The following is a 15,097-nucleotide window of genomic DNA, read 5'->3' on the forward strand; positions in this document are numbered from 1 at the left end:
TGGCGGCCCCGCGCAGAGCACGGACGGTGCAGCCCGACTACTTCTTCGCTAGAACCGCCTTTATCTCCTCCGCCGCTTTGTCCAGCGCCGCCTTGGGTTCCATCTTCATCTGCAGTGCCTGGTGGATGTACCGCTGCAGAATGGACGACACTTCAGGATAGGGCGGCACCTTCGGCCTGTGGTGCACCGCTGCTATCTGCTCGCTCTTGACTGCCATCGTCTGGTCCATCATGTTGGCGTATGCGCTCTTCTGCACGGAGGTCCACACGGGCATCTCCTGCAGGTAGGACCTCTGCACCAATGGGCTGGTTATGAACTTCACGTACTTCCAGGCTAGATCCTTCTTGCGGGAGTTCGCCATGATCGCAGCTCCCTGGAATCCGCTGACCGACGCCGTTTTCTTCTTGTCGGCTATGGCCTTCGAGACCGGAATGAGCCCCATCTCGCCGGACCCAACTACTTTTGATACCGCCGGGTCGTTCATCAAGGCGTACTGGAACGTCCAGTTCGTCGTGAAAGCGGCGTTGCCCGATATGAAATCGTCCTTCGCCGCCGTCTCGTCGTTGGTCAGGCACTTGGGGTTGGCGAGCCCCTCTTTGAGCAGGCTCACCATGAACTCGAGAGCCTTCACGCCGGGGCCTTCGTTGAAGATGGGCTTTCCGGAGGCGTCGAACGTGTCACCGCCGAACGCCCCAGTGAGCCACACGTACTCGCACACGAGGCCCTCTTTTTGGTTCCATGAGTCGGTCCAGGGGTACTTCACGATGTTCTTGGCCTTCATGGCCTTCATCTGTTCTACCATTTCCTCGAGCGTCTTCGGGGGACCGGCGAAACCCGCCTTCTTGATCATGTCCTTGTTGTAGAAGAACAACTGGAAGTTGGCGAGGAACGGCATCGCCCACGTCTTTCCGTCGAAGACGAAGGCGTCCATGATAGCCGGGGCTATGTCTTTGCGCATTTCCGCCGTGATCTGGTCGTCAAGCGGCACGACCATCTTCTTTGAGGCGAACTCCGCGGTCCAGATGAGGTCCAGGAGTATGACGTCGTAGGTAGCCACCGGAGCTACGGCCGAAGCAACGATCTTCTCGTGCTGTTCGTCATACTTGACGAAGGTTATATTGACCTTCGTGTCGGTCAAGAACTCGAACAGATCGGCCATATCACGGATGTCATCCGGCTGGTATCCCGCTTGGGCCATGTAGATGACGTTCAGCGTCTCCGCTGCCGACGCCCCGAGACAGCCGACCGCGACGAGCGCCACCATGCACAACGCGATGACAATAGCTTTTCGCACCTCGAGACCCTCCTTCGGAACTATTGTTCGCACGGACGTTGATCCCCGGGAACCTTCGAAACCCTGACCGCCTACACATCGCTAGGTTGCCGAGCACTCCCGTCGGCCACTTGCTTCGCGGGCCGGCTTTGCGACAACCTCCGCCCACAGGGCGGTTCTCTCGCCAGAGCTCACCTCCCCTCGTCTCCCCCGGTCCCCGCTCGCCAGGAACCTTGCTGTCCACCGGACCCCACGATCTAATGCTCCTCGCACCGCGCAGGCAGTGCGGGGCCATGGAGCTAGGCGGGCAGCGGGCCTTCCTTTCTTGTCTGCTTGAAGGAACTAGCCAACAAACGCCCCGCTGGACGACCCTTGCGCAGGTCGACCGCCGCGGCGACGACGATGGTCGCTGAGAAGCACACCAGGACTCGACGTTGACGAGAGCACGACGCCAAAACCGCTTCTACTCCCGCGCAGATCCGGCGCCACGGCGTTCCACGGCGTCGGAGAGCCGCCGGACAGGCGGCAGCCGAGCGAGACCGCCAGACACGCCCGCCCGGCCGAGGAGCTTTCTACGCTATCTAAACAAAGAGCTTCTTCGACGCGTCTTTGGGATCTCCTGCTGGAAACGGAGAATGGGGCCCAGTTTTTTCATCGGGCCCCATTTGAGGGTCAGGAAGGATGAGAGGGCACAACCTCCGATGTAGCTTCTCAGAAACGAACCCCGACGGGCGGTTCGCCTTTCGGTGTCTCGAGGGCGAGCTCTATGAGCATGTCGACGAGCTCGGGAAAGTCGATTCCCGCTGCTCTGGCCGCGTCTGGAAGAAGGCTCGTCTCGGTCATGCCGGGGATGGTATTCACCTCAAGGATATACGGGACTCCTCCAGGATCGACCATGAAGTCCGCGCGGGACATGCCGCGACAGCCCATGGCTTTGTGGGCTCTCACGGCGGCGTCCTGCGCTGCAGCGTATGCGTCATCCGGAATACGCGCGGGAATGATGTGCTCGCTCAGCCCCTTTGTATACTTGGCCTCGTAGTCGTAGAGACCGGTCGCCGACACTATCTCTATCACCGGAAGCGCCCGAGGTTCGCGATTGCCCAGCACTCCCACTGTGATCTCCGTTCCCTTGACGTACTCTTCCACCAGGACGTCTGAGTCGTACTCGAAAGCGTGCTCGAGGGCTCCATGAAGGCTGCCTGGCTCCTTTACGAGGGAGAGTCCTATGGTCGACCCTTCTCTGCAGGGCTTCACTATCACGGGGAACCCTAAGGTCTCCTGAACCTCCTGCGCGAGCCCATATTCGCCAGTTCTTCTCATATCGTCTCTCGTCACGGCGATGCCGCGCGGGCAAGTGAGGCCCTCAAGTCGAAAGAGCTTCTTGGACATTATCTTGTCCATGGCTAACGCACTGGCGAGGACGCCGGATCCTACGTACGGAATGCCCATTATCTCGAGCAGACCCTGCAGGCACCCGTCCTCACCGTACCTGCCATGCAACGCGATGAAAACCACATCGGGCTTCTCTCTCTGAAGAGCCGGGACGAGCCCGTCATCGAGGTCGAGAGAGATGACTTCATGTCCTTTGCGCTTCAGCGCGACCCCGACTTGCTCCCCTGTGCGCAAAGATATCTCTCTCTCCGCGGATTTCCCGCCCAGCACCAGGGCTACCTTCCTCATGGACTTGACAAGCGCACGCTGGCGGCCCTCCACGCCGGAGTGCGAGGGCAGGCGCGCTTCCCCTCCTTTCCGCGCGGGACTGCGACCCCGCGCTCATAAGCCGTATATGAGAGGAGCCATGACACGCACTGCAATGACCGAGAGCAGCGCAGCGTATAGCACGGCGGTCGCCGCCACGACGCCCACTGCGAATGAGATGACCTGGCGCGACAGCGCTTGAGACCTGTGAGCATATATCACCCAAGCCATCTCGAGGATGATGACTAGGGATAGAACGGCCGCGCACCTCAACATCCAGGCGAGACCCACGGTCATACCCCCGGTCCGAAAGCGAGTCTTCTATATACTATGCCTCCCGCCCGGAAAATGCGAAGCCGCCGCGCCGATCCCCCATCGCCTCAACTCGTCTATGAGGTCGTACCTCGTGAGATCGAGGTGAATCGGGGTGATCGAGACGAGGTTGTTTCGTATGGCCACTGAATCGGTGTCCTCGTCCTCATCGCAGTCGATCACGTCTCCCGCCATCCAGTAGTACGTCCTCCCCCTCGGGTCTATTCTCCGGTCGAACACGTCCTTCCACTTGCGAGCCCCGAGCCTGGTAATGGCCACGCCGGCTATGTCCTCCTCATCCACGGAAGGGACGTTTATGTTAAGGAGCGTATCTGGGGGAAGGCCCTTTTCGAGTACTTTCGACACCATCCTCGCGCCGAACTTCGCCGCATAGTCGTAATTGCAGTTCTCGAAGGCGGCCACCGACAGTGCCATGGCTGGCAGTCCGCAGATGGCGCCCTCCACTGCCGCGGAGACCGTACCGGAGTAAAGCACGTCCGTGCCCAGGTTGGGTCCGCGGTTGATCCCCGAGACAACCACGTCGGGTTTCCTTTCGAGCAGAGCCTCGACTGCCAGCTTCACGCAGTCGGACGGCGTCCCGTCCACAGCCCACGCCTCAGCGTCTAGTCCGGGAACGGTGACCTTCTCCACCCTCAAGGGGCGAAGCACGGTTATGGCGTGGCCCGTGGCGCTTCTCTCCCTGTCGGGGGCGACCACCACGACCTCTCCGAGAGTCCCGAGCTCAGCGGCGAGGATGCGAACGCCGTCCGCCAGGATCCCGTCGTCATTCGTCACGAGTATCCTCACAGCCATGCCTTCACTCCTCGTAACCGACCCGGTACACTCCCTCAACAGCGGCTATCTCATCTAGGAGCCTGTCCTTGCGCACTGAGAATGGAACTTCGAGCGCAAGATGAAGGGACGCCTCGTGTCCTGTCTCAATTGTCTCCATTTCCACGTCCTTGATGCTCACTCCGTACTTGCCTAGCACGGTGGCGATGGCGCCGAGCTGCCCGGGCCTGTCCTGCATCTGGACGAAGAGGGTGTCCCGCTTCGTATAGATGAACCTGCGTTCGAACCGATCCAAGACGATGAGCACCACCACCACTATGCCAGTGGTGAGAGCGCCCGCGAGGTAGAAGCCCGTGCCCACTGCGAGCCCAATGCCCGCCACCACCCACAGGCTCGCTGCCGTCGTCAGACCTTTGATCGTGGCGCCTTCCCTGAGAATCGTTCCCGCCCCTAAGAACCCTATGCCGCTCACTACCTGGGCCGCGATCCGACCTGGGTCGTACTGGATCACCCTTGTGAAACCGACGAAAGCATACTGGGAGATCATCATGATCAGGGCGGAGCCGACGCACACGAGGATGTGTGTCCTAAACCCGGCGGGGCGCTTGTGGCTCTCCCGTTCAAGGCCGATGAGCCCTCCGAACAGCACCGCCAAACCTAGGCGCACGATCATATCAGTCTGAGAAATCATTCCGTCACCCCCTGACGCGCCCGGTGGCCTGACTCGAGCGATTCGCTCTGGGCGATTATCGCCACGCAGGCTCCGAGCCGCAGCGTGCACCGGTCCCCATGCCGGTTGCACTGAATTATAGCACACCATTCCGCTCCCGGAAAGGGAGCGCAAAGAGAAGCGGCGGCGTATCCCGGTCTCGCTCCCACGCTGCCGGAACCACCAGCCGCCGCACAGCCCTCAAACCTGCCCTCTGACGGTCGGTCGGCCCTCGAGCCTCTTTGGCGGACGCCCCGCTCGCCCGCTCAACCACTCGCCCTTTGGACGCCTTGGTCTCGTTCGTTCAGCACTCGTATGGCCACCGCGTGCGCGACGCTCCTGAGGTGATCGAGCGCTTCGAGAACAGGCCTCACCGCGTCCTCTCCGCAGAGCTCCTTCAATGCCTGCAACGCATAGAAACGGAGATCCTCGTTCTCCATGCACACTCTGACGAGGGGTTCCACGGCCCTTCGATCCCCAAGCGCCCGCAAAGCCTGAATGGCTCCGTACCGCACATCCGTAGACTCGTCGGCAAGCGCGGCTATCAGGTGTTCAAGAGCCCTGATGTCCCCCACCTTGCGAAGAGCCTCGGTGGCCTCATACCTCACTTGCGGGTCAGCGTCGCTCAGCATCGTCGCAAGACGAGGAACCGCCTTCTTGTACTTGAGCTCTCCGAGCAGCTTCGCCGCCCTCCGGCGCACGTTCCTGTCGGCGCTGTCGGAAGCGGCCATGACCGCCCGCGCCACCTCATTCTTGGGGAACTTCATTATCGCGTGGGTGATGCTGTAAGCAACATAAGGGTTCTCTTCCTTGAGGGATCTCACGAGGGGCCCGAGAGCCCGCTCGTCTCCTATGGACCCGAGCGCTTCCGCCGCCCAGCTTCGGACCGAGTCGTCCGGGTCTTCCAGGGCGTATATCAGCACGTCCACCGCACGCGCCTCGGGGAGCTTGCTGAGGCCGTACGCCGCGCCTCGCCGCGCGAACACGTCTCCTTCCCGAAGAGCTGCCATGAGGACGTCCACGATTTGACCCCGAACGGCCGCAACCTCGGCCCTGGTCTGATCGCGGCCCTCCCCGTCGAGCTTGTCGAGGTCCTCTTCAAGGCGAGTCAGCTGGTGGATGAGGACGTCGATCCTGTCTGTTTTCTCGAGCACCCGCATCACCCCCGCACCTCACCGAAAGGCCTGCCCTGGACTCTATCGACGCACACGTGACCGGCACGTCAAGGAGAACCCTTCCGTTTGCACCGCGGCCGACCAGCCGCGACTTCTCGCACGGCGCCTCCGAGACATACCGACCGTGCCACCAGGAAGCACCGGCAAGGTCGAGCACCTTGGGACGAACACGAATGGGGGTGCCTTAATGTTTCGACGCCCTGTGGATGATTCCTCCCGCCGCGGCGAAACTTAGAGGGCCTTCATCCCGCAGTGAGGACACTTGTCCGCGTCGAGCGGCATCGTGTCGTGACACCGCAGGCACTCCTTCTTGACTGGTTTCGCGCAGTGCGGACAGAAAGCCAGATTGTGAATGTACCTTCGCTTGCAATGAGGGCATACAAGGAGCGCACCCCGCGGCCTAAGGAGCAAGTATCCTCCGAAGATGGCTGGGACAGCGACATATCCCACCATCAGCGCACCTATCACGATCGCCGCCGCCCAGAGCAGGGGATTGGCATCCCGCCCGCGCGCGTCCCGAAACGTCCACCACGCCGCCACGGCAGCCACCACAAGGGTGGCTATGGTCACAGGCCAGCTCACACCAACACCCGATCCCATGTCCGATTGGACCGGCCTCCCTCAGGCTCTCTCGACACCCGACGGCCGGCCTCCCCTCCCCCCTGTTTCAGATCCCGTCCAGGATGTTCAAGCCCTTTCGAAACACAGGCGAGGTTTCCGCCTGTGGATCTCGAGTCATCAGATCCACCACCGCCTGCATCGGGTCTAGCCCTGAGAAGAGGATCTCGTACAGCTTCTCCGCGACGGGCATTTGCACTCCCGCGCGACGACCAAGCTCAACCGCGGCACGCGTTGTGGGAATTCCCTCCACGACCATGGGTGTGGAAGCCAGGACGTCTTTGACCTTCCGGCCCCGCCCTATCTCTATTCCCGCCCGCCTGTTGCGCGAATGCATGCTCATGCATGTCACGACGAGATCCCCCATCCCGGAAAGACCCGCAAAGGTGAGCGGGTTGGCTCCCAGAGCGATCCCGAGGCGCGCGATCTCCGCGAGGCCCCGCGTCATCAGGGCTGCCCTCGTGTTGTCCCCAAACCCGAGTCCGTCCGCAATTCCGGTGGCTACGGCGATCACGTTCTTCAGGGCGCCGCCGAGCTCCACTCCTATGACGTCGTGGCTCGTATACACCCGCATGGTCGGACACATCAGAGTGTCCTGCGCGAGCTTCGCTACATCGTCATTGACAGACGCGGCGACGAGGGCGGTAGGCACTTCGCGGGCGACCTCTTCGGCGTGGCTTGGGCCGGATATCACCCCTATGTTGCCGTGAAGCTCCCGTGGGAGCTCCTCCGCAAGCACTTGAGACAGGCGCAGGAGAGTTCCCTCCTCGATGCCCTTGCCTGCGTGAATCACAACTTGATCCTGCCTTAGGTACGGCCTGGCAGCCCGGATGACGGCCCGCATATGCTGCGCCGGGACAGGCACGAAGAGGAGGGGGGCGTCGTGCACCACCTCATCCAGAGCGGTCCGAGCGGTTACACCCTCTGGGACCACGACCCCCGGTAGAAAAGTCTCATTCGTGCGCGAGGTTGAGATCTCACGCGCTACTGCTTCCTCACGCGCCCAGAGGTCGACCCTGAACCCCTTTCTTGCGAGGAGTATGGAGAGAGCCGTCCCCCATCCTCCCGCGCCGATGACGCCCACACGCGTTGGCGAAGACACGCTCCGACCCCCCTAAGCCGCCGCCAGGCAATCGTTCCCGAATCAGCGTCAGATTCTTACGCGCCCAATCCCACACGTCAGGTCCCGCCACGATCCACTCTGCCTCGCCGATGGCTCGTCCGTCCGATCGCCGCTGCGGTCCCGCCGCGCCCGGACGGTCGATCACGACCCGTGTCTTCGCGGGAGAGAGTCCCCCAGCGCTCCAGAACTCTAGTCGGCCGGATCCCCCAGTCTCCGTTCCGTGCCAGTGATGAGCCGCTTGATGTTGGAGAAGTGCTTCACTATGGCGATCCCGCCGACTGCCGCAGCGAGCACCACATATCCCTCAGGCACCCCCATGACGTACGCCACCGCCGGCGCGAGCGCCGCGATCACGACAGACCCAAGTGAGACGTAGCGCGTCAACGCAACGAGCCCAGCCCATATTGGAGCCAGCACGCACGCCACCGCGGGCATGGTCGCGAGGATGATTCCGCTGCCGACACCCATGCCCTTGCCCCCACCGAACCCGAGAAAGAGCGACCACGCTCCTCCGACAGCCGCTGCGATGCCACACGCCGCAGCGCCGACAGGGCCGGCCACTTCTCGACCGAGGTACACGCTGAGCGCCCCTTTTCCCATGTCGCCCGCGAGGACCAAGAGAGCGGGTCCCGGACCCAGCACTCGCAACACGTTCGTGGCCCCGATGTTCCCGCTCCCACGTCGCCTTACGTCCACTCCCCGCAGGAGTCTCCCAACCAAGTAGCCAAAAGGGATTGAACCGAGAAGATAACTAAGCACTACTGCTGGAACCATCCTTTGCCAGACCACGACCTCTCCTCCGATCCATTGCTAGCCTCTCCGGCGGAACCTGAGCCTCACCGGGGTGCCCTCGAAATCGAAGGCCTCACGAAGCCTGTTCTCGAGGTAACGCTCATACGAGAAGTGGACCAAATCGGGATCGTTCACGAACAACGAGAACTCAGGCGGCCTGGTCCCCACCTGGGTTCCATAGAAGATCTTGAGCTGACGCCCTCTATCGTGCGGTGGCTCGACCCTCATCTGCGCTTCCTCGATCACCTCGTTCAGCGCGGACGTAGCAACCCTGCGGGCATGGGCGGCCGCAGCCTTCTCAACGGCAAGCATCAGCCGTTGGATCCCCGCGCCAGTCAGAGCGGACACAAACACTCGGTAGGCGTACGAAAGGAAAGCGAGATCCGAGTCGATAGCCCTCTCCAGTCTGGCCCTCGCTCCCTCCTCCTTGCTCACGAGGTCCCACTTGTTGAGGACGATCACCGAGGCGCGTCCTGCTTCGTCCGCCAGACCAGCTATCCTCACGTCCTGGGCGGCCGGCCCCTCCGACGCATCCAGTACGACGAGCGCCACGTCGCATCCGCGGATCGCTCTTTCCGCCCGAAGGGCGCTGTAGCGCTCGATCGCGCTGTGCACTCTCGTCTTCCTGCGCAACCCCGCGGTATCTATGATGACGAACCTGCGGCCGCGCCACTCAAATGGCGTATCCACTGCGTCCCTCGTCGTCCCGGGCTCGGCGCTCACGATGGACCTCTCCGTCCCGAGGATGGCGTTGACCAGCGAGGACTTGCCCACATTGGGCCTGCCTACCACGGCGATCCTCACCGCTTCCTCGGTTTCCAGGTCCTCGCCCCTATCTTGGCTTTCGCCCAAATGCACGAGGACCGCATCGAGGAGGTCTCCTATCCCCGTGCCGTGTACTGACGAGATCGGCACGGGACATCCAAATCCAAGGGCGAAGAATTCCAGATAGTCCTCGCGACGTGCTCCTTCCGCCTTGCTTGCCACCAGGATCACGGGACGACCGGATCGCCTGAGCAAGTCGGCTATCTCCGCGTCTTGCGGAATCAAGCCGGACTTGGTATCGACTAGGAACAGGACGAGATCCGCCTCTTCGATGGCCACCCTGGCCTGCGCAGTAGTCATGTCCTGAATCGGATCTCCACTCTCCGAGGGCTCTATGCCACCCGTGTCTACCAAGATGAACTTGCGCCCGCGCCACTCGACGTCGGCGCATATGCGGTCACGCGTCACTCCCGGAGTCTCCTCGACTATCGCGTGCTGTGTCCCGACGATCCTGTTGAAGAGAGCGGACTTCCCCACGTTCGGCCGGCCGACGATGGCGACTACTGGGGCTCCCATGCGCAGCCACCTCTCCTCAACGCGCACACTGCGAGTGAAGCAGGATCTGGCGAAACGACTTCAACGGGCACTCCGCACTCACGTTGCAGCTCGTTGACTGTCATGTCGTCCAGAAACCTGGGTTCGTCGGCCTTCAGGGACACGCTCGGGATCACCACGGCGTCACACTTTCCTCGGCCGACCGCCAGAAGATAGGTTCTTGCGATGTCGCGTCCGGTCAATAGGCCTGCTGCCCTCACGCCCGGCCCGAAAAACGCGTTCTTGACGAGAAGCGTTCGGCAAGATAGACCCCTCACGCGCTCAAGGAGTCTGCATGCCTCACCCACCACCGCGTATGCGTCTTCACCCGTCACGACGACCAGCCTCGTCGGAGTATTGACCTCTTCAGGCAGCCGTCCGCTCGCTTTCAGCGCGTCGAGATGGTCGATGAACTCCCGCAACAGGCCAACTCCGTTCTCTATTTGCGGAAAGTCCTCATAAGCCTCGCGTCCTGGTACGGCGCGTCCGGCGCGGAGATAGAGCTCGTCGGAGGCGAACACGAACCTGTAGGAGCACACTTCCAGCGATTCCCTCTGCCACCTCTCCACGTCCGCGATCACCCGGGCGGCGTCTTCCTTCAGGACCGGAGCGACTCTGGGAAGCCCTCGCCTGTGTCTCGTAAGCCCCACCGGAACCACTGCACACGACCTCACGCCCGGGAAAAGGGACCGAAGATCGCGTACGGTCCCCTCGAGATCAGAGCCATCGTTCAGCCCTGGGCAGAGGACCACTTGGGTATGGATTACGATCCCCGCTTCCACCAGCCTTGCCAGGCTTCTCATGACGTCACACTGTCTCTTCCTACCGAGGAGCCGCCCGCGCGTGGCGGGGTTCGTGGAGTGTACGGACACGTAGAGTGGAGACAACCTCATTGAGGCCACGCGGGCGTAATCTTCCTCAGTGAAGTTCGTCAGCGTAATGTAGCTTCCAGTCATGAATGAAAGCCTGAAGTCGTCGTCCTTCAGCCGAAGAGTCCTGCGCACCCCGCGAGGAAGCTGGTCCACGAAACAGAAGACGCAACGATTACGACACCGCCGCACCCCATCGAAGATGGCGTCGGTGAACTCGAGTCCGCAGGACTCATCGAAGTCCTTCGCCACCTCGACCACGAGCACTTCGCCGTCGGACTTCTCGAACTCCAACGAAAGCTCCTCATCAGCGCAAAGGAACCTGTACTCGAGCACGTCCCGCACCTGTCTGCCGTTCACGGCTACGAGCCTGTCACCTGGCACGATGCCAGCCTCATCGGCAATGCTTCCCGCCTCTACTCGGGAGACAACGGCACCACGCGACGAGCTCGCCGGCATGGTCCTGCGGCGTGTTTTCAGAGAAGAGCTACAAGAAGAGGAGGGACTCATGCCCTCCTCGAACGACGCTCTCGAGACAGCGATCACAACCTACCCCTCTACTTCAGCCTAGTATACGACTTCGTACAAGGCATCCTGGAGAGCCTTGTCATTTATCTTGATCTGCGCCGCGTCCTTGAGCTCGCTGATCACCGTCGACGCAGGCTTCGCTTTCTCTCGCGTGACCTGCTTCACGACCTCGTCGCGGACTTCCTCGAGTGAGGGAACACGCTCAGGCTTCTTGTCCTCGACCCTTATGATGTGATACCCGAAGGAGGACTTCACTGGACCGCTCGTCTCACCTATCTTCAGCTCAAAAGCCACCTTCTCGAACGCAGGATCCATGGCTCCCCTCTGGAAGTAGCCAAGGTCTCCGCCTTTGTCCTTGGAGCCAGGATCCTCCGACTTCGCCTTGGCGAGCTCCGCGAAGTCCGCGCCACCAGCCAGTTCCTTCCGTATCTCGTTCGCGGTCTTCTCGTCCTTGACCAGGATGTGCCGGGCCTTCACCTCTTCGGGCTCCTTGAAATCCTCTTTGTGTTCGTCGTAGTACTTCTTCACCTCATCGTCGCCCACCGTCACGTCCTTCGACGCGATCGCCTCGAGCAAGAGGTTGATCTTGATCTGGTGTCGCAGGTCGTCCATGGTCATCCCATACTGTGACAGTGCCTGCTCCAGACTCGCGTCCGAGCCAAACTGCGCCTTGAGATCGTCGATCTCGGCAGCCACGTCCTCATCAGTCACCTGGATGCCGTACTTGGCAGCTCCCTGCGTGATGAGCTCCTCCCTGATCATTTGAGCGAGAAGCTGCCTACCCGATTGCTTTTCCAGCGCCGAATGAAACTCCTTCCAAGTAATGGCTGCAGAGTTGACTTTCGCGACGGCCCTGAGATCGGAGTATGTCCACGCGGCGCCGATGGCCACGAGGCCAACGACCACAACGGCAATCACGACGGTTAGCGGTCTCTTGCTCTTCACCCCTGGTTCCTCTCCTTTCGGCTCGCCCTCTCCGGGCATCACAAGGACGAAATCAGTGTACCACACCCCCTTTGGGGTGTCAACTGCAGTGGGACGCGGCTGCAGTGGGACGCGGGCCGCGCGCAGTGGGATGCGGAGGGCCTGGAGAGGCGCGCTTCGTCGAACGTCACTCTGGGGTCACTGTCCGGAGATACCGGAAAGACGCCGCTTGACATCTTGCACTAGCCGCACGAACTTCGGGTACGAACGCCTCATCCCCCAAATGGTGAGGGGGCGTCCCACCCCTATCAGCCCCACAGCTCTCGACAGGACGCCGCCGATCCTGGTAACGAGTCCGACCTCCGGCAAGGTGTCCACCAGGAGGTATTCGTCCCGTGATACTCCGCAGATACGGAAGATGCTCTCCACCGCCCGCTTCACCACGCCTTTGGCCGCGCCCATTCCGATGATGTACACTTCCCTTCCTGCCTCGTCAATCCCCATCAAGAAGCAAGTGCCGATCTGGTCCGGAGTGGTCTTGTCGTAGTGCGGCAACGCCAGCATCTCGCACGGCTCGGGTACTCTATCAGAAGGCAGCCACCCGAGGTGAATGGCTGCCGCTACGACGGACGAGTGTGAGCTTCCATAACAATGGTAGATGACTTTCATCCGGGGGCATCCTCCGTCATCGGCCGGGCGGGGCTGGCGTCACATGGAAGGTCCCGGACCGAGGTAGACCGCGCTAGCGTGCGGGCGACTTGCACACGGCCTGCGGGCGGAACCGAGCACTACGAGACGGGGGAAGATCATGGCTTCCTCTTCCGGCGAAGGCCTATGAGGTTGAGCAACCCTCGCGCCCCCACCCCCGCGAGCCGGGTCCTGATCTTCCTCCAGTTATCGGAGTTTGCGACGAGGTAGGCTCCCCCACCCACGACCACAAGGCCAACCATCCAGATTAGGGCGCGCCCCACGCCGCCCCTCACGGCCCCGACCCCGGGCGCCGCGACGCCCAGCACCTGGCCCACGGACGAAGCAAACAGGTTGACCGCTCTCTCGGCTTGGTCAAGTCTGTTGGTGTGCGCGCCGACCTCAATGATCACGGAGCGACCCAGCATGTCCTGGTTATAGTCGCCTTGCGCCCACAATATGCCCTTGATGAGTCCAGGCGCTCGGCGGTCGGCTTCGGCCTTGAGCGTCTTGGCGAATTGGATGTTCTGGCCCCTCGTTTGGTTCTGCTGGCCAACCACAAGTGTGATCTTGGTGACGTCCTCGCCCGCCACGGTCGCCCTGTACGCCTGCGGAGGCACAGCGTCCCTGTGGATGTCGAAGGCCGCTATAGGATTCTCCTTCATGAGCTGGGCCAATGTTCTCCTGGACCTGGCGTACGCGCCCCCGTCGTGAGGGTTATGGTTGTCCGTCGACCTTACCACCCGAAAGCCTTGCTTCTCAAGAGCCCGCTCGAACGCGGCCGCGACCTTGTACACATCGCCCCAGTCCTTGGTGGGCGTCCCGCTCGTTGGCTCGTACGACTCGTCGCTGTGCGTGTTGTACAGCACGACCGTCCTGCCCCGGCCCTGCTCGCCCTGGGCCAGGAACACGCTGCGCAGTGCGGAAACGGCCGTTGAAAACGCGCGCTCCAGCAGCCCCTGAGCTCCACTGCCGCGCTCCTCGTCAAGCCCCAGGGTTCCTACGAGCACAGCGTGGGCGATGTCCCCTTGAACGAGGGTGATCTCGTACGCTCGATCGTCCTCGGCGATGAAGATGTCGCCTGGAGCGACCATGATGGCAGTCATGAAGATCTCCCGCTTCTCTTCGTCCACCACCGTGTAGTAACCCTCGCCGCGTTCCTCGTGAGCCAGTGCGGGAAGCGAGAGGGTCACCATGGCCACGGCGACTGCGCTCGCCAGCATCGCAATTGCCGCCGCGAGTCTTCGTCGTCGGCTGGCTCCGTGAGCATTCAGACCCACGTCAGACCTGGTCACTCTCATCCCTCCCTGAGTCGTCCGCGCGCGCGAGCGTACCCTTGGAGCGCTCCTCGTCCGCTCGCGGTTGCGGACCTTCCGAAGGCAGGGGCGAATCCACCCGCATTCTTCGGCGGACGTTGGGGACAGGTCCACCCTGAACCCTCTCCATGGCCTCTCCGAATACCTCAGCGAGGCCCACCGCCACCACCGCCGCGATCACCACAGCGTCGAACACTCCCGCTCCACCCAAGTGCACGGTGGCCGGCATGCGTCTGGACGTCACCTCCACGAGATGAGCCACATCGAGAAGCACCACGCCCAACACCGCCCCGGCAAACGCCGCCCTTCTCGATCTCCCCGCAAGATACGCGACGACACCCGCCACTAGCCCGAATGCGTACAGAGGGTCTATAATGGCGCGGCCCTCCTCGAAGGAGAAGACCTTGGTGAGGGCGAAAAGCGCGACACCTGTTATGACGGTCGCGGCTATACCCCTCCCTGTCTCCGTGGGAGTGTCGGCACGCGCCAGAACGTACACAGCAAGCACGATGGGTACAACCGCCCCCCCAAGGCTGATGGTCACGGACTGGACACCGCGCCAAACAGGCACGTCAACGAAACTCCCGACGAGCATCAGCCCGAGTGCCGCGAGGGCTTGCCTGTCAGTGAGGTGCATTCTGTCCAGGACTCGGTGGGTCACCCCGAGGAAGATCAAGATGCTGGTGCCAAGCAAGAGGACGAGTCCTACGGTCATGTCCTGCCGCCGCCTCCCTTCCCGGTGCGCAACTTTCTCGCCGTCCTACGTTCACGCGCCGTCGTACGCGCACGAACCTGCGGCCACTCTGCCACACTCTGGAAGGTAGCGTAACCTGAAACTCCGAGGCTTATTCGCAACGAAAGGGCCGGCGGCTTCATCCTGCCGCCGGCCATGCGTCCAATCGATGGCCACCTGCTCGTGGTC

Annotated in this window: 15 protein-coding genes; all 15 read right to left on the reverse strand. The window is 62.1% G+C overall.

Translation table 11 applies throughout. The features are described from left to right. Positions 1-37: 37 nt before the first annotated feature. Positions 38-1,294, reverse strand: a complete 1,257-nt coding sequence (locus NUW12_05515; GenBank protein MCR4402229.1) for an extracellular solute-binding protein — start codon at positions 1,292-1,294, stop codon at positions 38-40. Positions 1,295-1,984: 690 nt separating this feature from the next. Next, positions 1,985-2,953, reverse strand: a complete 969-nt coding sequence (locus NUW12_05520; GenBank protein ID MCR4402230.1) for a D-alanine--D-alanine ligase — start codon at positions 2,951-2,953, stop codon at positions 1,985-1,987. 93 nt (positions 2,954-3,046) lie between these two features. Beyond that, on the reverse strand, positions 3,047-3,262 hold the full coding sequence (locus NUW12_05525; protein ID MCR4402231.1) for a hypothetical protein: 216 nt from the start codon (positions 3,260-3,262) through the stop codon (positions 3,047-3,049). 30 nt (positions 3,263-3,292) lie between these two features. Then, on the reverse strand, positions 3,293-4,090 hold the full coding sequence (gene surE, locus NUW12_05530; protein ID MCR4402232.1) for a 5'/3'-nucleotidase SurE: 798 nt from the start codon (positions 4,088-4,090) through the stop codon (positions 3,293-3,295). Between the two features lie 10 nt (positions 4,091-4,100). Next, the gene (locus NUW12_05535) at positions 4,101-4,766 is read right to left on the reverse strand and encodes an MgtC/SapB family protein (protein MCR4402233.1); all 666 of its coding nucleotides are present in this window, start codon (positions 4,764-4,766) and stop codon (positions 4,101-4,103) included. A gap of 284 nt (positions 4,767-5,050) precedes the next feature. Continuing rightward, positions 5,051-5,944, reverse strand: a complete 894-nt coding sequence (locus NUW12_05540; GenBank protein MCR4402234.1) for a HEAT repeat domain-containing protein — start codon at positions 5,942-5,944, stop codon at positions 5,051-5,053. A 246-nt stretch (positions 5,945-6,190) separates the two neighbouring features. Next, positions 6,191-6,529 (reverse strand): hypothetical protein, encoded by a 339-nt coding sequence (locus NUW12_05545; GenBank protein MCR4402235.1) that lies wholly within the window; start codon positions 6,527-6,529, stop codon positions 6,191-6,193. Between the two features lie 97 nt (positions 6,530-6,626). Next, positions 6,627-7,679 carry an NAD(P)H-dependent glycerol-3-phosphate dehydrogenase gene (locus tag NUW12_05550; protein MCR4402236.1) on the reverse strand — a complete coding sequence of 351 codons (1,053 nt, stop codon included), beginning with the start codon at positions 7,677-7,679 and terminating at the stop codon, positions 6,627-6,629. Positions 7,680-7,889: 210 nt separating this feature from the next. Next, entirely contained in the window at positions 7,890-8,489 is a 600-nt protein-coding gene (gene plsY, locus NUW12_05555) for a glycerol-3-phosphate 1-O-acyltransferase PlsY (GenBank protein MCR4402237.1), read from the reverse strand. A 21-nt stretch (positions 8,490-8,510) separates the two neighbouring features. Next, complete coding sequence (gene der, locus NUW12_05560; protein MCR4402238.1) at positions 8,511-9,833, reverse strand: ribosome biogenesis GTPase Der; 1,323 nt, start codon at positions 9,831-9,833, stop codon at positions 8,511-8,513. Further along, positions 9,818-11,179, reverse strand: a complete 1,362-nt coding sequence (locus NUW12_05565) for a DUF512 domain-containing protein (protein MCR4402239.1) — start codon at positions 11,177-11,179, stop codon at positions 9,818-9,820. The genes der and NUW12_05565 overlap by 16 nt, the downstream gene beginning before the upstream one ends. Before the next feature lie 108 nt (positions 11,180-11,287). Beyond that, the gene (locus tag NUW12_05570; GenBank protein ID MCR4402240.1) at positions 11,288-12,193 is read right to left on the reverse strand and encodes a peptidylprolyl isomerase; all 906 of its coding nucleotides are present in this window, start codon (positions 12,191-12,193) and stop codon (positions 11,288-11,290) included. A 177-nt stretch (positions 12,194-12,370) separates the two neighbouring features. Continuing rightward, positions 12,371-12,841 carry a DUF3189 family protein gene (locus NUW12_05575; GenBank protein MCR4402241.1) on the reverse strand — a complete coding sequence of 157 codons (471 nt, stop codon included), beginning with the start codon at positions 12,839-12,841 and terminating at the stop codon, positions 12,371-12,373. A gap of 137 nt (positions 12,842-12,978) precedes the next feature. After that, the gene (locus NUW12_05580) at positions 12,979-14,154 is read right to left on the reverse strand and encodes a stage II sporulation protein P (protein MCR4402242.1); all 1,176 of its coding nucleotides are present in this window, start codon (positions 14,152-14,154) and stop codon (positions 12,979-12,981) included. Continuing rightward, positions 14,141-14,890: a DUF1614 domain-containing protein gene (locus NUW12_05585; protein ID MCR4402243.1), complete on the reverse strand. Its 750-nt coding sequence runs from the start codon at positions 14,888-14,890 to the stop codon at positions 14,141-14,143. The genes NUW12_05580 and NUW12_05585 overlap by 14 nt, the downstream gene beginning before the upstream one ends. Between the last annotated feature and the right edge of the window lie 207 nt (positions 14,891-15,097).

The organism is Bacillota bacterium (genome assembly GCA_024653485.1).
Lineage (GTDB): Bacteria > Bacillota > SHA-98 > UBA4971 > UBA4971 > UBA6256.